20 protein-coding genes are annotated in these 23,088 nt (G+C 68.7%); 9 read left to right on the top strand and 11 right to left on the bottom strand.

Going from position 1 to position 23,088, the window contains the following annotated elements; genetic code table 11:
- Positions 1-10: 10 nt before the first annotated feature.
- Both AC57B5_RS26845 and pdxR read right to left on the bottom strand, forming a co-directional pair.
- Entirely contained in the window at positions 11-517 is a 507-nt protein-coding gene (locus AC57B5_RS26845; RefSeq protein WP_216294215.1) for a GNAT family N-acetyltransferase, read from the bottom strand.
- Between the two features lie 41 nt (positions 518-558).
- Positions 559-2,067, bottom strand: a complete 1,509-nt coding sequence (gene pdxR, locus AC57B5_RS26840) for a MocR-like pyridoxine biosynthesis transcription factor PdxR (protein ID WP_496400652.1) — start codon at positions 2,065-2,067, stop codon at positions 559-561.
- Positions 2,068-2,212: 145 nt separating this feature from the next.
- Here pdxR and gabT point away from each other — a divergent pair, with 145 nt between their 5' ends.
- From gabT to AC57B5_RS26825, 3 genes are all read left to right on the top strand, one after another.
- Positions 2,213-3,523: a 4-aminobutyrate--2-oxoglutarate transaminase gene (gene gabT / locus AC57B5_RS26835; RefSeq protein ID WP_216294213.1), complete on the top strand. Its 1,311-nt coding sequence runs from the start codon at positions 2,213-2,215 to the stop codon at positions 3,521-3,523.
- Positions 3,524-3,553: 30 nt separating this feature from the next.
- Entirely contained in the window at positions 3,554-5,011 is a 1,458-nt protein-coding gene (locus tag AC57B5_RS26830; protein WP_180319029.1) for an NAD-dependent succinate-semialdehyde dehydrogenase, read from the top strand.
- A gap of 105 nt (positions 5,012-5,116) precedes the next feature.
- Complete coding sequence (locus AC57B5_RS26825) at positions 5,117-6,094, top strand: ketopantoate reductase family protein (RefSeq protein ID WP_013801146.1); 978 nt, start codon at positions 5,117-5,119, stop codon at positions 6,092-6,094.
- Here the strand turns inward: AC57B5_RS26825 and AC57B5_RS26820 are convergent.
- From AC57B5_RS26820 to AC57B5_RS26795, 6 genes are all read right to left on the bottom strand, one after another.
- Positions 6,082-8,262: a TonB-dependent receptor domain-containing protein gene (locus AC57B5_RS26820; protein WP_496400651.1), complete on the bottom strand. Its 2,181-nt coding sequence runs from the start codon at positions 8,260-8,262 to the stop codon at positions 6,082-6,084. The genes AC57B5_RS26825 and AC57B5_RS26820 overlap by 13 nt on opposite strands.
- Before the next feature lie 212 nt (positions 8,263-8,474).
- Positions 8,475-9,860, bottom strand: coding sequence for a sulfite reductase subunit alpha (locus AC57B5_RS26815; RefSeq protein WP_496400650.1), 1,386 nt, complete (start codon positions 9,858-9,860; stop codon positions 8,475-8,477).
- 44 nt (positions 9,861-9,904) lie between these two features.
- Positions 9,905-10,993, bottom strand: a complete 1,089-nt coding sequence (locus AC57B5_RS26810; RefSeq protein ID WP_496400649.1) for an FAD:protein FMN transferase — start codon at positions 10,991-10,993, stop codon at positions 9,905-9,907.
- Positions 10,994-11,028: 35 nt separating this feature from the next.
- On the bottom strand, positions 11,029-11,847 hold the full coding sequence (locus AC57B5_RS26805) for a DUF4198 domain-containing protein (protein ID WP_012206854.1): 819 nt from the start codon (positions 11,845-11,847) through the stop codon (positions 11,029-11,031).
- A gap of 100 nt (positions 11,848-11,947) precedes the next feature.
- Positions 11,948-12,475 carry a DUF2271 domain-containing protein gene (locus AC57B5_RS26800; RefSeq protein WP_034396360.1) on the bottom strand — a complete coding sequence of 176 codons (528 nt, stop codon included), beginning with the start codon at positions 12,473-12,475 and terminating at the stop codon, positions 11,948-11,950.
- Positions 12,476-12,495: 20 nt separating this feature from the next.
- A complete protein-coding gene (locus tag AC57B5_RS26795; protein ID WP_013801140.1) occupies positions 12,496-13,134 on the bottom strand; it encodes a PepSY-associated TM helix domain-containing protein in 639 nt (212 codons plus the stop codon).
- 227 nt (positions 13,135-13,361) lie between these two features.
- On the opposite strand from AC57B5_RS26795, the gene AC57B5_RS26790 reads away from it, so the two are divergent.
- The 6 genes from AC57B5_RS26790 to AC57B5_RS26765 all read left to right on the top strand — a co-directional run bounded on the left by AC57B5_RS26790 (position 13,362) and on the right by AC57B5_RS26765 (position 19,788).
- Positions 13,362-13,877, top strand: coding sequence for a sigma-70 family RNA polymerase sigma factor (locus tag AC57B5_RS26790; RefSeq protein WP_013801139.1), 516 nt, complete (start codon positions 13,362-13,364; stop codon positions 13,875-13,877).
- Positions 13,874-14,917, top strand: a complete 1,044-nt coding sequence (locus tag AC57B5_RS26785; protein ID WP_496400648.1) for a FecR domain-containing protein — start codon at positions 13,874-13,876, stop codon at positions 14,915-14,917. Before AC57B5_RS26790 ends, AC57B5_RS26785 begins: the two co-directional genes overlap by 4 nt.
- A 126-nt stretch (positions 14,918-15,043) precedes the next feature.
- Positions 15,044-17,566, top strand: coding sequence for a TonB-dependent siderophore receptor (locus tag AC57B5_RS26780; protein WP_496400647.1), 2,523 nt, complete (start codon positions 15,044-15,046; stop codon positions 17,564-17,566).
- A 156-nt stretch (positions 17,567-17,722) separates the two neighbouring features.
- Positions 17,723-18,799: a Bug family tripartite tricarboxylate transporter substrate binding protein gene (locus tag AC57B5_RS26775; RefSeq protein WP_034396365.1), complete on the top strand. Its 1,077-nt coding sequence runs from the start codon at positions 17,723-17,725 to the stop codon at positions 18,797-18,799.
- A gap of 220 nt (positions 18,800-19,019) precedes the next feature.
- On the top strand, positions 19,020-19,325 hold the full coding sequence (locus AC57B5_RS26770) for a winged helix-turn-helix transcriptional regulator (protein ID WP_012206858.1): 306 nt from the start codon (positions 19,020-19,022) through the stop codon (positions 19,323-19,325).
- Positions 19,326-19,434: 109 nt separating this feature from the next.
- Positions 19,435-19,788: an FKBP-type peptidyl-prolyl cis-trans isomerase gene (locus AC57B5_RS26765; RefSeq protein WP_012206859.1), complete on the top strand. Its 354-nt coding sequence runs from the start codon at positions 19,435-19,437 to the stop codon at positions 19,786-19,788.
- 117 nt (positions 19,789-19,905) lie between these two features.
- Here the strand turns inward: AC57B5_RS26765 and AC57B5_RS26760 are convergent, their stop codons facing one another.
- The 3 genes from AC57B5_RS26760 to AC57B5_RS26750 all read right to left on the bottom strand — a co-directional run bounded on the left by AC57B5_RS26760 (position 19,906) and on the right by AC57B5_RS26750 (position 23,081).
- On the bottom strand, positions 19,906-20,430 hold the full coding sequence (locus AC57B5_RS26760; RefSeq protein WP_012206860.1) for a hypothetical protein: 525 nt from the start codon (positions 20,428-20,430) through the stop codon (positions 19,906-19,908).
- A 187-nt stretch (positions 20,431-20,617) separates the two neighbouring features.
- Entirely contained in the window at positions 20,618-22,708 is a 2,091-nt protein-coding gene (locus tag AC57B5_RS26755) for a VC_2705 family sodium/solute symporter (RefSeq protein ID WP_496400646.1), read from the bottom strand.
- On the bottom strand, positions 22,701-23,081 hold the full coding sequence (locus tag AC57B5_RS26750) for a DUF4212 domain-containing protein (protein WP_012206862.1): 381 nt from the start codon (positions 23,079-23,081) through the stop codon (positions 22,701-22,703). Before AC57B5_RS26750 ends, AC57B5_RS26755 begins: the two co-directional genes overlap by 8 nt.
- Positions 23,082-23,088 lie beyond the last annotated feature (7 nt).

Below are 23,088 nucleotides of genomic sequence, written 5' to 3'. Positions count from 1 at the left end.
GTGCAGCGGTTCAGCCGCCGGCGCGGTCCAGGGCCATGGCCTGCACCTGCAATCCGGAGCCCTCGCGCAGCGGCTGCAGATCGCCCTGCGCCCGGAAGCCATGCGCCAAATACAGCCGCATGGCGGGAGAGTCTGCTGCGGTCACGCCCAGCCGCACACGCCGCATGCCCATCTGCCAGGCCCAGGCGACGGCCTGCGCCAGCAGCGCCTGGCCTGCGCCCCGGCCACGCGCAGCAGGATCGACCCACATCTGAAAGAGGTCGGCCACGCCGGGCTCGTCGGCACACAGCTTGCACCAGACCAGGCCGCAGGCCTGTTCGCCGTTGACAGCGAAGAGCACCCTGTCCCTGCCCCCGGCAGCAGCGGCCTGCAGCCGTGCAGCCCAGTCCGCGTCAGCCCTTGCAGCCTCTGCCGCCCAGGTGCTGCCGAAGGCGTCGGGGGCATCGCGCAGGGCACGCAGGCGGATATCGCGGTACTGCGGCCATTCATGGGGATCAACGGGGCGGATGGAGATCATGGCGCTTTCTGCGTCGGACAAAGGGGTTGGGAAAGAGAACCTCAGCCCCGGCCATGCCGGGCTGCGAGCACCGCCAGCATACGGAAGAAGGCGGCACCGATCTCCTCCTCGCAGACGCAGGCGTATCCCAGCAGCAGGCCGCGCCGCTTGTGCGGGCCTGCGTAATAGCGCGACAGCGGCTTGACGAAAATGCCCGCCTGCCGGAGATCCTCGGCAAGCGCCACATCGTCGTCCTGGCCCGGCAGCTGCATCACGAAATGCAGGCCTGCGCTGCTTTCCACCCAGGGCAGGTGGTCGGCGCCCAGGTAGCGCTCGATCAGGGACAGCAGCATGCGGCGGCGCTTGCCGTAGAGCAGGCGCATCTTGCGGATGTGGGCGGCGTAGTGGCCTTCGGTGATCAACTCGGCAATCACCTGCTGGGGCAGCTGGTGCCCCTCGCGGTACAGCTCGGAATGGATGCGCCGCAGGGGCTCGGCCAGGGCCGGTGGCAGCACCATGTAGCCCATGCGCAGCCCCGGATAGAGGGTTTTGCTGAAGGTGCCTATGTAGATCACGGGCGCACCTTCCTCCATGCCCTGCATGCTGGGCACGGGACTGCCGGAGAAGCGGAATTCGCTGTCGTAGTCGTCCTCCACGATCCAGGCGCCCACGCGGCGCGCATAGGCAATCAGCGCACGGCGCCGGGCCATGCTCATGACGGCGCCCAAGGGATATTGGTGCGATGGCGTGACGAAGATCAGCCGGGGCGCGGGCAGGCCTTCGGGCAGTTGCATGCCCTCCTCGTCCACGGGCACGCTGTGCAGGTGCAGCCCGTGCTGCATGCGCAGCACGTTGGCAATGCCCCAGTAGCCGGGCTCCTCCATCCACACGCAGTCGCCGGGATCGGCAAGGCTGCGCACCACCAGGTCGATGGCCTGGTGCACGCCTTCGGTGATCAGCACCTGGCCCGGCCCGCAGTCCACCGAGCGCGCCACGCGCAGGTGCTCGGCCAGGGCCTGCTTGAGCGCCTCCACGCCGCCGCGCGTGCCGTAGGTCAGCAGTTGCGGCCCGGCGTGGCGCAGAAGGCGGTTGTGGATGCGCGCATAGGTGGCGCGCGGAAATTCAGTCACGTCGGGCACGCCGGGCATGAAGGCGCCCCATTGCTGCTCGGAGGCCTGGGCCGTTTTCAGCAGGGCCTGCGCCTGTGCAGACAGGCCGCCGCCCGGTGCGGGCGCCGCGGCGGTGGCGCGGCGTGCGGGCGCACGCCCGCCGCTCAGCAGCAAGGCCGCAGGCAGGGTGTCCACCACATGCGTGCCCCGCCCCACCTGGCTGCGCACATAGCCCTCCACCTGCAGCTGCTCGTAGGCGTGGTTGACGGTGTTGCGCGACACGCCCAGCTCGCGCGCCAGGTCACGCGAGGCAGGCAGACGGCTGCGCGGCAACAGGGCCCCGCTGTCTATGGCCTGGCGGATGGCCAGGTACAGGCCCAGGTTGAGATGGGTGCGGTCGCCGCCCAGCCCGCGCCAGTCCATCTGGAGGATGAGATCCGCGCACACGGAGGGTTTTGCCATGCCTGCCTTGGTGGAGTGAGGATAGAGGTGGAGGTGGAGGCGCGCTCAATTGGCACCACCATCTTTTCAAAAGATGGCTCCAGTCATGGAACCAATGACCACTATAACGGGAAGCCTTGCATCCCCATCAACGGAGAACCCTCTCATGTCCAGCGCCACCGCCTCTTCCCCGAACCAGCAACTCCAGAACCGGCGCAACGCCGCCATGCCGCGCGGCGTGGGCGTGATGTGCGGCTTCCATGCCGTGCAGGCCGACAACGCCCTGCTGACCGATGCCGAGGGCCGGCAGTACATCGATTTCGCGGCCGGCATTGCCGTGCTCAACACGGGCCACCGCCATCCGCGCGTGGTCCAGGCCGTGCAGCAGCAACTGGAGCGCTTCACGCACACGGCCTTCCAGATCGTTCCCTACGAAAGCGCGATTGCGCTGGCCGAGCGCATCAATGCGCTGGCGCCCATCGCCGGCCCGGCCAAGACCGCCTTCTTCACCACGGGCGCCGAGGCCGTGGAGAACGCCGTCAAGATCGCGCGCCATGCCACGGGCCGCTCGGCCGTGATCGCCTTCCAGGGCGCCTTCCATGGCCGCACCCAGCTGGGCATGGCACTGACGGGCAAGGTGGCACCCTACAAGCAGGGCTTCGGCCCCATGCCGGGCGAAGTCTTCCACGCGCCCTTCCCCGGCGAGCAGGCGGGCGTGAGCGTGCAGCAGTCGCTGGACGCCATTGCCATGCTGCTCAAGACCTCGGTGGACCCGCAGCGCGTGGCCGCCATCATCGTGGAGCCCGTACAGGGCGAAGGGGGCTTTCACCCCGTGCCTGCCGCCCTGTTCACCGGCCTGCGCCAGCTGTGCGACCAGCACGGCATGCTGCTGATCGCCGACGAGGTGCAGACCGGCTTCGCTCGCACGGGCAAGCTGTTCGCCATGGAGCACTACGGCGTGCAGCCCGACCTGATCACCATGGCCAAGAGCCTGGGCGGCGGCCTGCCGATCTCGGGCGTGGTGGGCCGCGCGGCCGTCATGGACGCACCCCACCCCGGCGGCCTGGGCGGCACCTATGCCGCCAACCCGCTGGCCGTGGCCGCGGCCCATGCCGTGCTCGACGTGATCGATGAAGAACGGCTGTGCGAGCGCGCCCACGCACTGGGCAACCAGCTGCGCGCGCGCCTGCAAGCCCTGCAGGCGCAGGATGCCGGCATTGCCGACGTGCGCGGCCTGGGCTCGATGCTGGCCGTGGAGTTCCGCCTTCCCGGCAGCGGCGAGCCCGATGCGCAGCGCGTGGCCGCCGTCGTCCGGCACGCGCAGGAGCAGGGCCTGCTGCTGCTGACCTGCGGCCTGTACGGCAACGCCATCCGCTTTCTCTATCCGCTGACGATTCCACAGCCGCTGTTCGCCAGGGCCCTGGACATCATCGACAGCGCCATCACCCAGAGCGCGTCCCAGCCAGTCGCCGCCTGAATCCCCATCCCAGCCACACCCTGCTGCACCATGAGTCTTTCACTGCAACGCCCCGATCTGTTCCGTCAGGCCTGCCTGCTCGCCGAGGGCTGGCGAGCCGTGGGCTCCGGCCCCGCCATCGACGTCTTCAACCCCGCCACGGGCGAGCGCCTGGGCCAGGTGCCTGCCCTGCAGGCCGGCGAGACCGAAGCCGCCATTGCCGCCGCACAGCGCGCCCTGCCCGCCTGGGCCGCGCTGACGGGCAAGCAGCGCGCCGGCATCCTGCGCCGCTGGTTCGACCTGATGCTGGCGCACCAGGACGATCTGGCGCGGCTGATGACCCTGGAGCAGGGCAAGCCCCTGGCCGAGGCACGCGGCGAGATCGCCTACGCGGCCTCCTTCATCGAATGGTTTGCCGAGGAAGGCAAGCGCGTGGACGGAGAACTGCTGCAGTCGCCCACGGCCGGCCAGCAACTGCTGACGCTGCGCGAGCCCATTGGCGTGTGCGCCGCCATCACGCCCTGGAACTTCCCGGCCGCCATGATCACGCGCAAGGCCGGCCCGGCGCTGGCCGCCGGCTGCACCATGCTGGTCAAGCCGGCCGAAAGCACGCCCTTCACGGCCCTGGCCCTGGCCGTGCTGGCCGAGGAGGCCGGCATTCCAGCCGGTGTGTTCCAGGTGCTGACCGGCCATCCGCAGGACATCGGCCAGGCGCTTACCCAAAGCCCCGTGGTGCGCAAGCTCAGCTTCACGGGCTCCACGGCCACCGGGCGGCTGCTGATGCGCCAGTGCAGCGACACGGTCAAGAAGCTGTCGCTGGAGCTGGGCGGCAATGCGCCGTTGATCGTGTTCGACGATGCCGATATCGACCAGGCCGTGGCCGGCATCCTGGCCTCCAAGTTCCGCAACGCGGGCCAGACCTGCGTATGCGCCAACCGCATCTATGTGCAGGACGGCATCCACGACGAACTGGCCCGCCGCCTGGCCCGTGCCATGGCGGGCTTCAAGGTCGGCAACGGCCTGGAGCCCGGCGTGACGCATGGCCCGCTGATCAACGAGGCGGCCGTGCAGAAGGTGGAAAGCCATGTGGCCGACGCGCTGTCCAAGGGCGCACGCCTGCTGGCCGGTGGCAGGCGCCCGGTGCCGGGCAAGCTGTTCTTCGAGCCCACCCTGCTGGCCGATGTGAACGACAGCATGCGGGTCTGCGAGGAAGAGACCTTCGGCCCGCTGGCGCCGCTGTTCCGTTTCCACGACGAGGACGAAGTGGTGCGCCGCGCCAACGACACCATCTACGGCCTGGCCGCCTATCTGTTCACCAACGACAACCGCCGCATCTGGCGCGTATCGCGTGCGCTGGAGTACGGCATGGTGGGCATCAACACCGGCCTGATCTCCAACGAGGTCGCGCCCTTCGGCGGCGTCAAGCAGTCCGGCCTGGGCCGCGAGGGCTCGCGCCACGGCATCGAGGAATACCTGGAGACCAAGTACCTGTGCCTGCAGACGGCATGAGGGCTGCCTGACGTCCGCAATGGCACGCGCCAGGGAAGACGGCATGGGCCTTTGACGGCAGCCTGGCTAGACTGGGCGCCATCAAAGGCCTATCCGATTCGCACCATGGACGCTTCTTCCGCCAGCCCCTCCTCCCCCACCGCGCCGCTGCGCATCGCCGTCATGGGCGCAGGCGCCGTGGGCTGCTATTTCGGCGCACTGCTGGCACGCGCCGGCCACCAGGTCACGCTGATCGGCCGCCCCGCCCATGTGCAGGCCGTGCAGCAGCATGGCCTGCGGCTGGAGACGGCGGCGCTGGACATCCAGGTGCCCATGCAGGCATCGACCGAGGCCAGCGCCGTGCGCGATGCCGATGTGGTGATGTTCTGCGTCAAGTCCACGGCCACCGAGGAAGCGGCCCGCGAGATGCAGCCGCACCTGGCGCCGGGCGCCCTGGTGCTGACCATGCAAAACGGCGTGGACAACGACGAGCGCGTGCGCGCCGTGCTGGGCCCGTCCGTTGCCGTGGCGGCCGCCGTGGTCTATGTGGCCACGGCCATGGCCGGTCCCGGCCATGTGCGCCACTTCGGGCGTGGCGAGCTGGTCATCGCGCCCTCTGCACTCAGCGAACAGGTGGCCCGGCAATTTGGCGCGGCGGGCATTGCCGTGCAGGTATCGCCCGATGTGCGCGGCGCGCTGTGGGCCAAGCTGGTGATCAACTGCGCCTACAACGCGCTGTCGGCGCTGTGCCAGCTGCCCTACGGCCCGCTGGTGCAGGCGCCCGGCGTGGCGCACGTGGTGGACGACGTGGTGGCCGAATGCCTGGCCGTGGCAAGGGCCGACGGCGTGGCCCTGCCCGGCGACGTGCCCGCTGCCGTGCGGGGCCTGCCGGCCACCATGCCGGGCCAGTTCTCATCCACCGCCCAGGATCTGGCGCTGGGCAAGCCCAGCGAAATCGACCACCTGAACGGCTATGTGGTGCGGCGCGGCGAGGCCCTGGGCGTGCCCGTGCCGCTGAACCGCACGCTGCAGGTGCTGGTCAGGCTGGCCCCTTCACGCGTGCAGGCCAGCCAGGCGCCCCGGAACCCGCCTCAGAACTCGTAGTTGGCGGACACCCACAGGCGGCGGCCTTCCTGGTTGTTCGCGTAGCGGTTGCCAAAGATCACGGTACCCTGGACCTGGCCCGGTACGTTGTAGGGCTGGTAGTCCACGAAATCCTTGTTGAACAGGTTGTAGATGGCCGCGTTGATGGTGAACTGCTTGCTCACGCGGTAGCTGCCACCCAGGTGGAACTGGGTATAGGCCTTGTAGTTGCCCAGCGCGGCCTTGGCGGCCTGGGAGCTGGCGCTGGTGCCGGGGTCGCGGAAGCGCTCGCTGCGGTATTCGGCACGCAGCCACAGGTTCCACTGGGCACCCGGCTCCCAGTTCAGGCGGGCGTTGAGCGCATGCTTGGGCGTGTCGCTCAGCGGGTTGCCCCGGTTGGGGCCGCTCTTTTGCTCGCTCCTGGTGAAGGTGTAGTTGGCGCTGGCGTTCCAGCCGCGCGCCAGCGGCATGCGCGCGCTCAGCTCCAGGCCGCGCGTGACGGCCTCGTCCACGTTGATGGACTGGCCGAAGGCATCCACCAGGGGCCAGTTGCCGAAGCTCACGCAGCCGGGGCGGTTGGGCGCTGCCGCAAAGTCGCAGTTGATCAGGCCCGGGCCGCTGGTGATCTTGTCCTTGAACTCGTTGTTGAACACCGTGGCGCTGCCTGCAAAGCCCGTGGGGCTGTCGAAATAGACGCCCAGTTCGGTGGTGCGGCTGGTTTCGGGCTTGAGGTTGGGGCTGCCCACCAGCGGCAGGCGGCCCTGCTGGCCGAAGCCGTTGATGCCGGGCGCCAGCTGCTCCACACGCGGCGTCTTGTAGCCGTTGCTGACGCCGCCCTTCACGGTCCACTGCGGCGCGGCATTCCACACGCCGTAGATGCGCGGGCTGAGCTTGCCGCCGAAGAGACTGTGGCGGTCATAGCGCGCGCCCATGGTGAGCTTGAGGGCGTCGGTCAGGCTCCATTCGTCCTCGGCAAACAGGGCCTTCTGCGTGAAGGCGAACTTGTTCGGCGCCACGCCGTCCTTCATCTCGGCATCCCACCACTGGCCGCCCAGCGTGGTCAGGTGGGCACCCCAGGGCAGGACCAGCTTGCTGTCCAGCACCTTGCTTTCCACCTCCAGCGTGCGCGCAGCGCCCGGTGTCGCGCCCGGCGTTCCCGGGGGAACGGTGCGGCCCATGGTTTCGGTGCGGTTGACCATGAAGCTGGTGTCCCAGGTTCCGAAGCCGAAGCGGCCCGTGTGCGCCAGCGTGAGCTGGTCGCGGTTGTATTTCTGCTCGGGGCCGTAGCCGCCCTGCAGCCCCAGCGTGCCGAGCTGGCCGCGCGAGTTGTCATAGGTCTGGCGGCCCGAGTCCAGGTCCAGCGTGATGTCGTGGTACCTGTTGGGCGTGAGCGCCAGGCGCAGGCCCAGGTTGTTGATCTCGGACTTGACGGGGTTGCCGCCCATGAGGGGAACGGCGGGCTGGCCGTTGGCGCCCGCATAGGTGATGTCCGAAGCGGCCCGGCGCTGCGTGCTGCCGCGGATCGACAGGCCCAGCAGGTCCTGCTTGATGGGGCCGCTCAGGTAGAACTTGCCGGATTTGATGTCGCCGAACTCCGACTCTTGCTGCAGCGTGTAGTCGGCGCTGACGCTGCCCGTCCAGGTCTTGCCGACCTTGCGGGTGATGATGTTGATCACGCCGCCCATGGCGTCGGAGCCGTAGAGCGTGGACATGGGGCCGCGGATGACCTCGATGCGCTCGATGGCGCCGATGGGCGGCATGAAGCTGGTCTGCGTCTCGCCAAAGCCGTTGGGCGTGACGTTGCCGGCCGAGTTCTGGCGGCGGCCGTCGATGAGCACCAGCGTGTAGTCGCTGGGCATGCCGCGGATGCTGATGTTCAGGCCGCCGGTCTTGCCTGCGGGGGCGCCCACGTCGATGCCTTCCACGCTTTCCAGCGCGTCGGTCAGGCTGCCGAAGCGGCCCTTGGCCAGTTCCTCACGCGGGATGACGGTGATGGAGGCCGGCGCCTCCTTGATGTCCTGCTCGAAACCCGAGGCGGAGACCACGACTTCGCGCAGCTCCGTGGCGGGCGCGGCATTGCCTGTTGCCGTCTGTGCAGAGACGGCACCCGAAGCGCAGACGGCAGCCACCACAAGGGCCAGATGGGAAGGACGCGACGGAAGAACTCCGCGCAGATCGCGATACGACATGCAAACACTCCAGAAACGGAAAACGGGCTGTGGGGCCCGTGAAACTCGCTTTGAAATGTTTGGTTATGCGATGGGATGGGGATATGTAACGAAATTATATGAACATTGAGAATCATTTCCATTCTCACGAGCACAATAGGATTTATCTGTCGTGCCGATGCTACGTTCCTAGGAGCAAACCGGGCCCATCTTTGCGCTCGCGCAAGCGGGGTTCAGTACACATCGCGCCGGTATCGGCCGCTGCGCACCAGCAGCTCCATCTGCGCCTCGCCCAGCACGGCGTGCAGCGCCTGGTCCACGCCCTGGGCCATGCCCTGCAGGCTGCCGCACACGTAGATGGCTGCGCCCTGCGCCACCCATTGGCGCAAGACATCGCCGGACTGCGCCAGCAGGTCCTGCACATAGGCGCGCGGCGCGCCTTCGCTGCGGTCGCGCGAGAAGGCCAGGTCCAGGCGCTGCAGCACGCCGCCATCGCACCATGCCTGAAGCTCGTCGCCGTACAGCCGGTCGTGCGCCGCATTGCGCTCGCCGAACAGCAGCCAGTTGGGACCCAGGCCCGCCGCCGCACGCGCGCGCAGGTGGCTGCGCAGGCCGGCCAGGCCCGTGCCATTGCCGATCAGCACCAGCGGGCGCTGCAGGTTGTCTTCCAGCCGGAAATTGCGGTGCGCACGCAGCCTCAGGGTGATGGCTGCACCCAGGGGCGCGCCCTGCGTGAGCCAGCCCGAGGCCAGGCCCGGCGAGCCATCCTCGCGCCGCGCCTGGCGCACCAGCAGGTGCACGCAGCCATCCTGGGCGATGGAGGCGATGGAGTACTCGCGCGGATGCTGCGGGTCCGCAGGAATGCAGACCTGCGCCAGGTCGCCGGACTCCCACAGCGCGGGCTCCGTTGCAGGGGGCTGCAGCTCGATGTGGAACACCGGCTCGCCTGCGCTGCCCGGGTTCATGTGCCGGCGCGCGGCCAGCGTCCATTCGCCGAAGACCGGCTGCTCCCATGCCGGCATGTCGCCCAGGCTGCTGATCTGGGTCAGCTGGTGCTGCCAGGCGGTCAGGGCCTGCGGCGCGCCGTTGTCCATTTCGACGCGCTCGAACCAGGGCCTGGCGCCACCGGCACGCAGCCAGCTGTCCAGCGCGCGGCCAAAGCCGCAGAACTGCGCGTACTGCCGGTCGCCCAGCGCCAGCAGGCCGTATTGCAGATGGGACAGCGGCCGTGCATCGGCCATGGCGTGCGCCAGGAACAGCGCCGCGTTGTCGGGCGGATCGCCCTCGCCATAGGTGCTGGCGATGAACAGCGCCCTTTGCGTGCGCGCCAGCAGGTCGGCATCCACAGCGTCCAGGGCGCACAGGTGCACGCTTTCTCCGGCCGTGTGCAGCAGCCGGGCGGTCTCGCGCGCCAGCTCCTCGGCCTGGCCGGTCTGGCTGGCATAGGCCACAAGCAGGGGCAGCGCGCCCTCGCGTGCGCTGGTCAGCGCAGCCGCTTCCTGCCGGGCCCGCATGCGCTGGCGGCGCTCGCGCCACCAGATGGCGGCGCACATGGCCGCATAGAGCAGGACCAGCACGGCGGCTGCGAGTACGCGCAGCCCAGGGTCGGACAAGGTCATGGCAGGACCGGGAATCTACACGGCGGAAAAAGTGAAGGAAGCGCTCACGGCAGCAGCGCGGCAAAAGCCGTTGTCATCGCCATGGCAGGGCCTTGGGCAGTGCGCTCGCAAAGCAGCGCCGCCACGCCGCGCTGCTCGGCAAAGTCCAGGCCCTCGCGCGGTCCCAGCACGGTGAGCACGGTGGCCAGGGCGTCGGCCTGCATGCATTCGGCATGCAGCACGGTGACGCTGGTCAGGCCATGCGCCACGGGCTCGCCGCTGCGCGGATCGATGGTGTGGGAGTAGCGGCGCCCGCCCTGCTCGAAGGCATGCCAGTGGTCGCCCGAGGTGGCGATGGCCATGTCGCGCAGCGGCAGCGCCAGCGGCGTGGACTGGTCCGCCATGCTCGCCACGGCCACGGCCACGGCCACGCGCCAGGGCTGGTTGCCAGGGCGCTGACCGCAGGCACGCAGCTCGCCGCCCACCTCGACGAGGAAATCGGTATGGCCCAGCGCCTGCAGGCGCTCGGCGACCAGGTCCACCGAATAGCCTTTGGCAATGCCGCTGAAGTCCACATGGACGGCGCCGGGCTGCAGCGCGCGCCGGCCCGCCAGGTCCAGCACGATGCGCTGGTAGCCCACGCGCTCGCGCACCCGCCGCAGCGCATCGGCATCGGGGATGCCGACGCCCTGCGACTTTTCCGCACGCGGGCCGAAGCCCCACAGATCAACCAGCGGCCCCACGGTAGGGTCCCAGGCGCCGCCGCTGGCCTGTGCCCACTCGAGTGCGCAGGCCAGCACGGTGAAGAATTCGGGCGGCAGTGCATGCCAGCTGCCGGGCTCGGCGCGGTTGAAGCGCGAGATGTCGGAGCCGGCTTCCCAGTTGCTCATCTGGCGCACGACCAGGGCCAGCGCAGCCTCTATGGCCTGGCGCGCCTCATCGAGCGGGCGGAAATCCGGGTTGTGCAGGCGCACGCTCCAGGTCGTGCCCATGGCCTCGCCGGTGAGTGTTTGCAGCGCGGCGGGGTCTGCCCGCCGCACCGCCTGCGGCGCGTAGCCGGAGACGGCAAAGGACGCCGCGCCTGTGGACACAGGCGCGGCAAGGCCCCGGCCTGCGCCGCCCTGCAACAGGGCGGGCGCGAAGCTCACGCGCACGGGCGCAGACGGAGCCCCGGGTGGGGACGCAAGGCTCAGGGCAGCACCTCGAACGTGCCCACGTAGGACAGGCGGCGCTCCTTGGCCTGGGGCAGCGATGTCTTGCTGTCCTGGGCATCGGCATCCACCCAGTACATGCCGGCGGTGGGCCAGGTCACGCTGAACTCGCCCTTGGCGTCGGTCGTGGCCTTGATCTCGCCCTTGTTGTCGCGGTAGCGCGTGGCGCCGGGCACCAGCACGACTTCCAGGTTGGCGGCGGGCTTGCCGTCCACATGGAAGGCGAAGGTGGCCTTCTCGCCCTTGACCAGGTCGTTGGGATGGGTCACGGGCACCAGCTCCAGCCCCTTGCCGGAAGGCTTGACGGCGCTGGGCTTGCCCACGGTCACGAAGGTCTCGATGCGGCCCACGGACTGGGTCACCTTCAGGTCCTGCGCGTCGGCGGGCACATCGGCGGCGAACTTCTCGGGCGAGCCGCGCCAGCGGCGGTTCTGGCCCGTGGCCTTGTCCTTCCAGGAGGCAAACAGGCCGTCGTTGACGATGGCCAGGCGGTAGGTGCCGCTTTGCTGCAGGTCCAGGTCGAACACGCTGCGCAGCTTGCCGCGATGGGCATTCTGCGGCGCGACGGCCGAGCCGTCCGGCGCCGAGACAACGAGGTTGTCCAGGCCCAGCGGCACGTGGTTGAAGAAGAACAGGTCGTTGGAGACAGCGGCATCCACCGTGATCCATTCGGCCTTGGACAGCACCGTGGTCGAGGGCAGCAGCCACAGGTTGTGGGCCTGGGCGGCCTGGAAGGCGCCGCAGGCAATGGCGAGGCTGGCAGCCAGACGGACGGCAAAGCGGGTCTTGGACTTCATGAAAAATCTCCTTGGTTCGTGGATGGGTCTGGCACGTGCAGCGATGGCGTCGTCCCCCTCGTGAGAGGGAAGGCGCACAGCGCCTCGGCGGCTTTCAATTTCAAGGCTTGAGCTCGACGCTGATCTCGCCCAGCTCGCTGCTGCCCTTGGCGCTCAGTTGCTCGGCCTTGGCCGCGGGCCACTTGAAGGGCACGGTGACCACTTCGCGGCCGCCGACTTCGCGCGCGGCCTCGACCACGAGCTTGTATTCACCGGGCGGCAGCTTGGCGAAGGGATTGGCGCCTTCGGTGAAACTCAGCTGGTGCTTGCCCACGGGACGCGTGGGGCTGGTCACGCCATCGATCGGCAACGTCAGGTCACGGCCCGTGCGGCGCCACCACTGGCGCATGTCCTTGAGCCACTTCGTGCCTTCGGCATTGCGCATCTTCACGTCGTACCAGACCGACAGCGTGGAGGCCACCGAGGCGTCGGCGCGCTCGATCCACACGGCCACGTAGGGGCGGTGGTATTCGGCGACATCCAGGCGCGGAATTTCCACGCCCACGTTCAGGCCGGCGGCAAAGACCGGGACCGCGCCCAGGCAGGCGCCAAGCGCCATGGTGTAGCGCAGAGAGAAGTGCGGATTCATTGGCAAGGCTCTTTCGGTTCTCAGTGGATCAACAGGAGGGCCAGCAGCATGGGAATCACCAGCCCCATGCCGACCATGGGCCAGGTGAAGGGGCGGTTGCCTGCATGCATCTTCAGGATGAACAGGCCCGTGACGGTGAACACCAGGCAGGCTGCGGCAAAGATGTCGATGAACCAGCTCCAGGCGGCGCCCGTGTTGCGGCCCTTGTGCAGGTCGTTCAGATAGGCGATCCAGCCCCGGTCGGTGCGCTCGTATTCGGCCTCGCCATCGGCCAGGGCAACGCGCACCCAGGCATCGCCGCCAGGGCGTGGCAGGGACACATACAGCTCGTCGGCCGTCCATTCGGCTTCGCGGCCCTCGGCTTCAAGGCCCCACTGGCCGCGCACCCAGTCCGCAAACGGCGCAGGCACGGGCGCCCGGTCGCGCGGCTGGCTGGCCTGCTGCTGGACCAACTGCACGCGCAGCGCATCGGGCAATGCCGCCTCGCCACGCACGATGCGCGGCTTGGACTCGATCTGCCCCGCATGGTTGAGCGTGAACCCCGTGACGGCGAACAGCAGCATGCCGATCAGGCACAGCGCGGAGCTGACCCAGTGCCACTCGTGCAGTGTCTTGAGCCAGTAGGAACGGCGCCGAGGGTCCGGTTTGGGGGATGTCATCGCAACAGAAAAAGGCGGCAGCGCCACGCGGCGTCAACCATCACGGATGGCGGGCACGGGAGCCCAGGAAAGGAAAGGCCCGGGGATTCTACCGCCCACAAATAAGAATTGATCGCATTTACACAAGCTTTACCGGCTTAATCGTGCGCCACGCCAAGGCGGTGCCAGCATCACCCAAAGTAAAATAAGAATGCTTATCACTTGCATCTCCCCCCTCTTCACCCTTCGTGTCCTGTCCCGCCGTGACTCCCCACCAGGCCCTTGCCCATCTCTACCAGCAGCACCATGGCTGGCTGCGCACCTGGCTGCAGCGCCGGCTGGGCCATGCAGGCGATGCGGCAGATTTCGCACAGGACACCTACGTGCGCGTGATGGAGTCCCGCACCGAACTGTCCGAGATCCGGGAGCCCCGCGCCTTCCTCACCACGGTGGCCAAGCGCGTGATGGCCAACCACCTGCGCCGCCGAGAAATTGAACGCGCCTATCTGGACACGCTGGCGCTGCAGCCCGAGCCGCTGGCGCCCTCGCCCGAGGAACGCGCCATCGTGCTGGAGACGCTGTGCGAGCTGGACCGCCTGCTCGACGGCCTGCCGCCCAAGGTGCGCGCGGCCTTTTTGCACGCCCAGCTGGACGGCATGGCCTATGCCGAGATCGCGTTGCTGCTGCAGGTCTCGGTCAGCTCGGTCAAGCAGTACATGGCGCGCGCCATCCGGCATTGCTACTTCCCGGAACATGCGGCATGACACAGCGCTGCGCTGCCGGGCGCGTCCATGGCGCCGATGGCTCCACCCATAGTGCCGACCCCGCGCTGCCGCCTGACGTGGTCCACAGCGCCGTGGACTGGCTGGTGCAGCTGTGGTCAGGCGATTGCACAGAGGAACAACGCGCGCAATGGCTGGACTGGCGCGCGGCCCATCCGCTGCATGAGCGGGCCTGGCAGCGCATCGAGGCCACGAATGCGCGGCTCAGGCTGCCTGACGCACGCCCGGACAGCGGTCCCCTCAATGGACCCCTTGCCACGGCCACGCTGGCGCGCAGCCTCAAGACCTCCCAGGCACGCCGCCGCCTGCTGGCCAGCGTCGCTGGCCTGGCCGGCGCAGGTGCTGCGGCATGGACTGCGCATGAGCGCCTGCCGTGGCAGGCCTGGAATGCCGATGTCAGCACCGCCAAGGGCGAGCGGCGCTCCCTGCAGTTGCCCGATGGCACGCAGCTGCTGCTCAACACCGAGACGTCCGTGGACCTTGCCTTCGACGACCAGCTTCGCCGCGTGCTGCTGTTGCGCGGCGAGCTGATGGTCACCACCGCCCATGACACGGCCCAGCCCGCGCGCCCCTTTGTGGTGGACACGCCCGCGGGCAGGCTGCGCGCCCTGGGCACGCGTTTCACGGTGCGCCATGACATGGAGACTGCGGATACGCGCGTGGCCGTTTTCGAGGGCGCGGTCGAGGCCCGCAGCCGCACGGGCGAGTTGCTGCGTGTCGACAGCGGCGAAGCCGCAAGGCTCAGTGCCACGCAGGCCCTGCCGGCCGGCGCGGCCGGCGAGGGGCCGGGCTGGGACGAAGGCGTGCTCGTGGCCTCGGACATGCGCCTGGACCGCTTCATCGACGAACTGCGCCGCTACCGACCCGGGCTGATCACGCTGGCACCCGAGGTGGCCGGGTTGCGCCTGTCGGGCGTCTTCCCGCTCGCCGATACGGACCGCATCCTGCAGTCCCTGGTACAGGTGCTGCCCGTGCGCATCCATGTGCCGGTGCGCTACTGGGTGCGCATAGGTCCGGCATGAAGAGAAGGCGGCGGGACAACGCGGCCCGGTGACATCGGTCTGTACCTTTTCCCATCTCGCGTGACAAGCAGGGGAGAGGCGCTTTGCGGCGCCATGTTTCCTCCCTGATCCAAAGACCGCACCAACATGTCCGACCTCCATCACCAGCGCCACCTCGCTACCGCGGCGGCACGCGTCCTCCGCCCCGCGCAGCCTGCGCCTGCGTTCCACCTGTCCGCGTTGACCCTGGCCCTGGCCGCCGCACTGGCCAGCCTGTCCGCCCTGCCCTTGCCCGCGAATGCCCAGGCCCAGGCCCAGGCCCAGACAGGTACCGAGCGCACCCAGGCCTACGACATTCCGGCAGGACCGCTGGAGGCCGCGCTCACGCGCTTCGCCAAGGCCTCGGGCGTGCTGCTGGCCTATACGCCCGAGCTGGTGCGCGATCTGCAAAGCCCGGGCCTGCAGGGCAGCCATGCGCCGGCCGAGGCGCTGACCCGCCTGCTGGCGGGCTCGGGCCTGGCGGCCGCGACCTCGGGCAACGGCGGCTATACGCTGCGCCGCTCGCAGGCATCGCCTGCGTCCTCGACAGCGCCTGCCGCCTCAGCCGTGGGCGCCACCACTCTGGGCGCGGTGCACGTCACCGCCAAGGCCGAGGTCGGCAGCGCCACGGAAGGCACGGGCGCCTACACCGCGACCGGAGCCAGCAGCACGGCCACGGGCCTGGGCCTGTCGCTGCGCGAGACGCCGCAGTCGGTGAGCGTGATGACCCGCCAGCGCATGGACGACTTCAAGCTGGAGACCCTGACCGACGTGCTGGAGCAGACGCCCGGCGTGGCCGTGGTCCGCCAAAGCGAGATGACCACCTTCAACGTGCGCGGCTCCAGCGTCAACCTGCAGACCGATGGCAGCCGCCAGCTCACCAATGGCTGGGGCTGGAACACGCACATCATGTACTCGCTGGACGATCTGGCCGAGATCGACCGCGTTGAAGTGCTCAAGGGCTCGTCGGGCCTGATCAATGGCGACGGCGCCTACGGAGCCACGGTCAACCTGATCCGCAAGCGCCCCACGCGCGACTTCCAGGCCAGCGCAATGGCCAGCGCGGGCAGCTGGGGCACCTACCGTGCCGATGCCGACATTGCCGGTCCGCTCAACAAGGAAGGCAGCCTGCGCGGCCGCCTGGTGGCCTCGCGCAAGAGCGGCGACAGCTTCCGCGACCACCACCACAGCAACAGCTCCATGCTGTACGGCACGCTGGAATACGACCTCACCCCCGACACCCTGCTGAGTGCCGGCATCACCTACCGCCAGCGCGAGCTGCGCGGCTCGGGCGGCACCACGCCCATCCAGGGCTACACGGGCACCGGCCAGTTCGTTGGCTGGATGCCGCGCTCGCTGAACATCGCCGCACCCTGGTCGGGCTACGAGCAGGAGTCGCTCAACAGCTTCGCGCGCCTGGAGCACCGCTTTGCCAGCGGCTGGAAGGCCAAGCTGCAGATGTCGCATGAAGAGGTGAAGACGCCCGACATGCAGATCGGCCTGCTGCGCTACGCCCTGCCCAGCTCGGCCCAGTTCGCGGCCTACAAGGACATCGAGTCCCGCAACCAGAACATCAGCATCGACGTGCAGGGCCCGTTCACGCTGTTCGGCCGCCAGCATGAGTTGCTGGTGGGCGCGGGCGCCGCACGCAACCGCACCACGCTGCTGCGCGGCGCGCGCCCCGGCCTGGACCTGCCGCAGGTGGACTTCAGCCAGGGCGGCGCAGCCATCCCGGCGCCAGCGGACAACATCCCCTATTCCAACGACCTGTTCAGCAACAAGCGCAGCTATCTCTACAGCGCGGCACGCCTCAATCTGGCCGATCCGCTGAAGCTGATCGCCGGCCTGCGCGTGACCAACTACGACCAGAAGGATGTGACCGACATCAGCTGGTACAACTACAACATGCGCGAGCACGGCGTGGTCACGCCCTATGCGGGCCTGGTGTATGACGTCAGCCCGAACATCTCGCTGTATGGCAGCTACGCCAGCATCTTCAAGGCGCAAAGCGCCAAGGATCTGCAGGAACGCACCCTGCCGCCCGAGGAGGGCCTGACCTACGAGATCGGCGCCAAGGGCGAATTCTTCGACAAGCGGTTGAACGCCAGCGTCGCCCATTTCTGGATGCGCACCGACAACACGGCCGTGGAAGACGGGCTCATGCCCAATGGCGAAACGGCCTACCGCGCGGTCCAGGGCGCGCGCAGGCGCGGCTTCGAACTGGAACTGTCCGGCGAGCTGGCCAAGGGCTGGCAGGCCCAGGGCAGCTACGTGACCATCAACAGCAATCTGGACAACGCCGCCACCAGCCCGCGCCACCAGTTCAAGCTGGGCACCACCTACCGCTTCGCGCAGGGCGCGCTGTCCGGCCTGACCGTGGGCGGCGCCGCGCGCTGGCAAAGCGCCATCTCCACCAGCCGCGGCGCCGCCACGCTGCGCCAGGACGCCTACTGGGTGATGGACCTGATGGCGCGCTACCAGATCAACCGCCATCTCAGCATCGCGGCCAACGTCAACAACCTGTTCGACAAGCACTATTTCTCTGGCGTGACCAACTTCAATGCCCAGGGCCTGTACTACACCTGGGGTGCGCCGCGCAGCGTCAACGTGAGCATGCGTTACGACTTCTGAGCGCTGAGGGACCGTACCGGCCCAGAGATCACAGAGCCGCGCGGGCCGGACTGCGCTGTACTGTGTTGTGTCAAGCAGCTGACGCACATGCTTACATAATCTGCTTTTCTGATTCATTTGCGCCCACAATGGCGCGCGAACCCGATTGGAGACTGCATGCGCCTTCCGAGCTTTTCGCAAACCGCCGCCAACGCCGCCCATACCGCCGATGGAACGCGCCAGAACCGCCGCCAGATGCTGGCCCAGGGCGCTGCCCTGGCCATGCTGTGCTCTCCTCTGGCCCATGCCGCACCGCCAGCGGCAGCACCTGCAGCCCATGCGCCACGGGCTGCCGGCAGCGCCCAGCGCGTGGCGACCAGCCTGCGCATCGTCATTCCGGCCAATGCCGGCGGCGGCTGGGACCAGACCGGCCGCGCATTGGGCGCGGCCCTGGTGGCCAGCGGCGCGGCCGAGCGCGTGGAGTATGAAAACGTGGGCGGCAAGGGAGGCACCATCGGCCTGGCCCAGTTTGCCGAGCGCCATGGCAAGGACCCCGACGCCTTGCTGATCGGCGGCATGGTGATGGTCGGTGCGGTGGCACTGCAAAAGCCGGCCGTCAACATGTCGCATGTGCAGCCGATTGCCCGCCTGACCAGCGATTACCTGGTCGTGGCCGTACCGGCCGACTCCCCCATCCGCAATGCCAAGGACCTGGTGGCCGCGCTGCGCAGCGACCTGGCCCACCAGTCGTTTGCGGGTGGCTCGGCCGGTGGCGTGGACCACATGTTCGCCGGCCTGCTCACGCGCGCGGCCAAGGCGGCGCCCGAGCAACTGGTCTACAAGCCCTTTCCTGGCGGCGCCCAGGTGGTGGAGGCCTTGCTCAAGGGCGATGCGCGCATGGGCGTGTCCGGCTACAGCGAGTTCAGCGAGGCGCTGGCCAGCGGCAAGCTGCGCGCCATCGGCGTGTCCTCGCGCCGCAGCCTGTTCGGCCTGCCCTCGTTCCGCGAGCAGGGGCTGGATGCGGACATGGCCAACTGGCGCGCCGTCTTCACCGGCAAGCAGGTCAGCGCCGCACGTGCCCAGGCCCTGCTGGGCGCCGTGGAGCAGGCCACGCAGCACGAGAGCTGGCAACGCGCCCTGCGCCAGAACCGCTGGGAGCCTTCCTGGCAGGCGGGCCGCGATTTCAACGGCTTTCTGGAGCTGGAGCACACCACGGCCAGCGTGATGACCTATCTGCTCAAACTCAAGAGCTGAGAAACCGCCGCGCAGCGGGCAGGCCACGTGGCGGGCCTGCAACACTGGCTTGGTCATACGCGTATTCCTCTAGCGTGGGGCATTGCCGCTGTGGGTTTTGAGCTACCAAACTTGTAGCAGAATGGATCCAGAGCTATAGTTCCCCGGGACTTGGCTCGGCGCGCGTCCCACCCGGACGCACCCGCCGGCTCACCCACACCATTGCGCAAGGAGAAGCGTCATGAGCTCCAAGGAAAACGCCGCCATCAACCAGCTGTTCGAGAAACTCGAATGCCGCTACGCGTTGCGCGTGCTGTGGGCGCTGCGTGACGGCCATCCTCAGACCTTTCGACTGCTGCAAGACAGCGTGGGCGGCATCACGCCCAACACGCTGAACACCCGCATCAAGGAGCTGCGCGAGTGCGGGCTGCTGGAGCATGGCTCCGACGGCTACACCGTGACGCTGGCCGGCCAGGACCTGCTCAAGCGCCTGTCCGATGTGCAGGCCTTTGCCAACCGCTGGGTGGCCGCGCGCGCCAAGAAGTGATGTCAGGCCGGGCGCGGAACCAGGCGCCACGGCCTCTTCCCGCGCAGGGCCACCGGCCCGCCGGGTCGTCTCCTTTCCCCCTACCGTTTCTCTCTCAAGGAATACCACCATGGCTTTCACCACCACCGCATCCGGCCTGCAGTATGAAGACACCGTCGTGGGCGACGGCGCCGAAGCCCAGCGCGGCCGCAGCGTGACCGTGCACTACACGGGCTGGCTCTACAACAACGGCGTGCAGGGCGCCAAGTTCGACTCCAGCAAGGACCGCAACGATCCCTTCGTCTTCCCCCTGGGCGGCGGCATGGTGATCAAGGGCTGGGACGAAGGCGTGCAAGGCATGAAGGTGGGCGGCCAGCGCACCCTGATCATCCCGGCCGAGCTGGGCTATGGCGCCCGCGGCGCCGGCGGCGTGATCCCCCCCAACGCCACGCTGAAGTTCGACGTGGAGCTGCTGGCCGTCTGAGCCTGCACCCACAGGTTCATGCAAGGGCAAGGTGCGAAGGCGCCTTGCCCTTTTTCATTGCCGCGCCGCCCCAAGATGAAAAGCGCACCCTCGGCGAGCGTGGGGGCCATTCCTCATTCAAGGTGCCTTGCCGAACAGCGCCTCGTGCAGCGGCAGGTAGCTGGCAGGACTGGCAGCCTCGCGCAGGCGCGGCGCCAATGCCACCAGCTGGTCGTAGCCCATGGCCGCTTCCACGGCAAGGTTGAGCCGGAACCCCTTCAGGCCCAGGTTGGCCGTGATGGCCACGGCCAGCGGATAGGCGTTGCGATAGCGCACGGCCAGCGATGGCTCGGACTGCGCGGGGGCATCGCCAGCCGAATCCGTGGAAGAAGCCGCTGCAGCAGGCGCGGCAGGGACCGAAGGCACCGCAACGGCCACCACGCCCAGCCGGGGCTCGGCCGCGTCGCGCGGTGCCAGCCATTCGCGCTCCACCAGCGCCAGGATCTCGTCCTGCGTCACGCCCATGCCGGCGACGGCCTGCAGCACCTGCGCCAGGCTGCGTTGCCCGTCAAACAGCAAAAAGGCCGAGCGCAACCGGGGCGAGAGATCGGCATGGCGTTCCTTGAATGCCTGTTGGCCGGCGGACGTTTTCACAAAATGCATGGCGGACGGGATTCTCTGCAAGGGATCGGATCGGACACGGCTCGCAGCGTGTCATGAGCCTCCGGCTCCCAAAAGCGGGTTTTCCAGCACGCACGGGCTTCAGTGGGGCCGGCAATGATCCAGATCTGCCAAAAGCGCAAAAACGGGGCAGAAAATGACCATCCTCCCGCCCGGCGGCCTCTGCCCGTCAGGACGCTTTTGCGGGCATGGAACGCGCCGGCGCCCGGCGGCGCGGGTCCAGGCAGCTGACCAGCCAGGTCACCAGCAGGCCGGCCGGCACGCCGAAGACGCCCGATGAAATCGGCTGTATGCCCCACCACAGGCGCGCGTGCAGCGCTTCGGGCAGCACGGGCTGCAGTGCCGGCACATGCGAGACCATGTAGTACAGCGTGACGCCCAGCCCGGCCAGCATGCCGGCCACGGCGCCCCGGCGCGTGGTGCCACGCCAGAAGATGCCCAGCACCATGGCCGGCACGAAGGCCGAGGCCGCCAGCGAGAACGATGCCGTGACCATGGGCAGGATGTCCGAGGAACGGCGCGAGGCCACGAAGGCGGCCGACAGCGCCATCACCAGCAGCGCGAACTTGGACAGGATCACGCGCTGCTCGGGCGAGGCGCGGCGGCGGCGCTCGCGAAAGTACAGGTCGCGCACCAGCGCGTTGCTGATGGTCAGCAGCAGTCCATCGGCCGTGGACAGCGCCGCAGCCAGGCCGCCGGCCGCCACCAGGCCGGAGACCACGTAGGGCATGCCGCCCAGCTCGGGCGTGGCCAGCATGATGAGGTCGGCGCCCATGCGGATCTCGCCGAACTGCAGCACGCCGTCGCCGTTGACATCCTCCACGGCCAGCAAGGAGGCATCCACCCTGGCCCACTGCGCCATCCAGTTGGGCAGCTCGTCAAAGCGGATGCCCACGAGGTTGTTCATGACCTCGAACTTGACCAGCACGGCCAGGGCCGGCGCGCTCATGTACAGCACGCCGATGAAGAACAGCGTCCAGCCCACCGAGGCCCGCGCCCCCGACACCGAGGGCGCCGTGTAGTAGCGCGTGAGCAAATGCGGCAGGCCGGCCGTGCCGGCCATGAGGCAGAACATCAGCGCCAGGAAGTTGCGCCGGCTGTCCTCGTAGATCTGCTGCTCCTGGGACGATCCATCGGGGTTGCCGGCGAATGGCAGGCTGTGCAGCGGAATGCCGCCCAGCGGCTTCTCGCGCTCGCGCATTTCCTGCAGCTGGCGTGTCCACAGCGCGCGCGCGGCCGCTTCGTCACGCGGCATGGCGGCCAGTTCGCGGCTGGCGGCCATGATGGCGCCGATATCGCCGCTGCGCGTGCGCAGATCGCGTATGCGCTCGGCCAGCGCCTGGCGCTCGGCGGCCAGAACGCGCGGCACGTCCTTGAGCTTGTCCTCCAGCACCTCGGCGCGCAGGCGGTAGGCGGCGATCACCTCCTGCTCGGCCGGCGAGTCCAGCAGGCGCTGCTCCATCTCCGCAATCTGGCTGAGCTGGGCCGTATAGGCCAGCGGCGCCACGGGATTGCCCATCTGCCGGTAGGCCAGCCAGGACACGGGGATCAGAAAGGCCAGCAGGATCACCACGTACTGCGCGACCTGGGTCCAGGTGATGGCGCGCATGCCGCCCAGGAAGGAGCACAGCAGCACGCCGCCCAGGCCCAGCATGATGCCGATCTCGAACTGCACGCCCGTCAGCCGCGAGGCGATCAGCCCCACGCCGTAGATCTGCGCCACCACATAGGTGAACGAGCAGATCACGGCCGCCAGCGCCGCGATCACGCGCGGCCAGCGCCCGCCGTAGCGCTGCTGGAAGAAATCGGGAATGGTGTAGAGCTTCATCGCCCGCAGGTGCGGCGCGATCAGCATGGCGACCAGGCAAAAGCCGCCCGTCCAGCCCAGCAGGTAGGCCAGTCCGCCGGCCTGGCCCGGCACGCCGGCAAAGCCCTGCAGGTACAGCGCCCCCGACAGGCTGATGAACGAGGCCGCGCTGACCCAGTCCGCCGCAGCCGCCATGCCGTTGTAGAAGGGCGGAATGCGCCGGCCCGCGACGTAGTACTCCTCGGGGTCGCTGGTGCGCAGGTACACGCCGATGGCCGCATAGACCATGACGGTGAAGAACAGGAAGATGGGGCCTATCCAGTGGCGCGACAGGCCTTGCTGCTCGGCCCAGAACATGAGGGCCAGAAAACCCAGCACGCCCAGCGTGTACAGGGCCACGATGCGGTGCAGCCGCCAGTGGGAGGCCGCCGTCAGCGGTGCTCGCTCAGCCATGGCCGGGAGGCGATGGCGGTGCGGACGGTTGCGTATCGGCCGATGGGGATGCGGGAGCCGGTGCCGTCGCAAAAGCGGCCCGGGCCTCGCGGCGCTCGAAATGGTCCATGGACAAACAATAGACGATGACGATGGCCAGGAACATCAGGACTGCCCCCTGGGCCGCGAACCAGTAGGCCAGCGGCCAGTCGGGCATCAGCGCCTGCAGGTCGCGCGCGTAGTAGCAGGCGCCAAAGGAGACGGCCACCCAGACCGCGAACAGCACGGCCTTGAGCCACAGATGGCGGATGTCGTGCAGGTCGGGGGCGAAGGTCTCGCCTTCGGACGGTCCCCCGACCGCGTCGTCATGCAAGTGCGCTTTCGGCGTATGCATGGCGACG

The organism is Delftia sp. BGA-UO-ETr-SB1 (assembly GCF_059567865.1).
The sequence above is the reverse complement of the archived record's forward strand: the minus strand, read 5'-3'. Positions and strand labels throughout refer to the sequence as shown.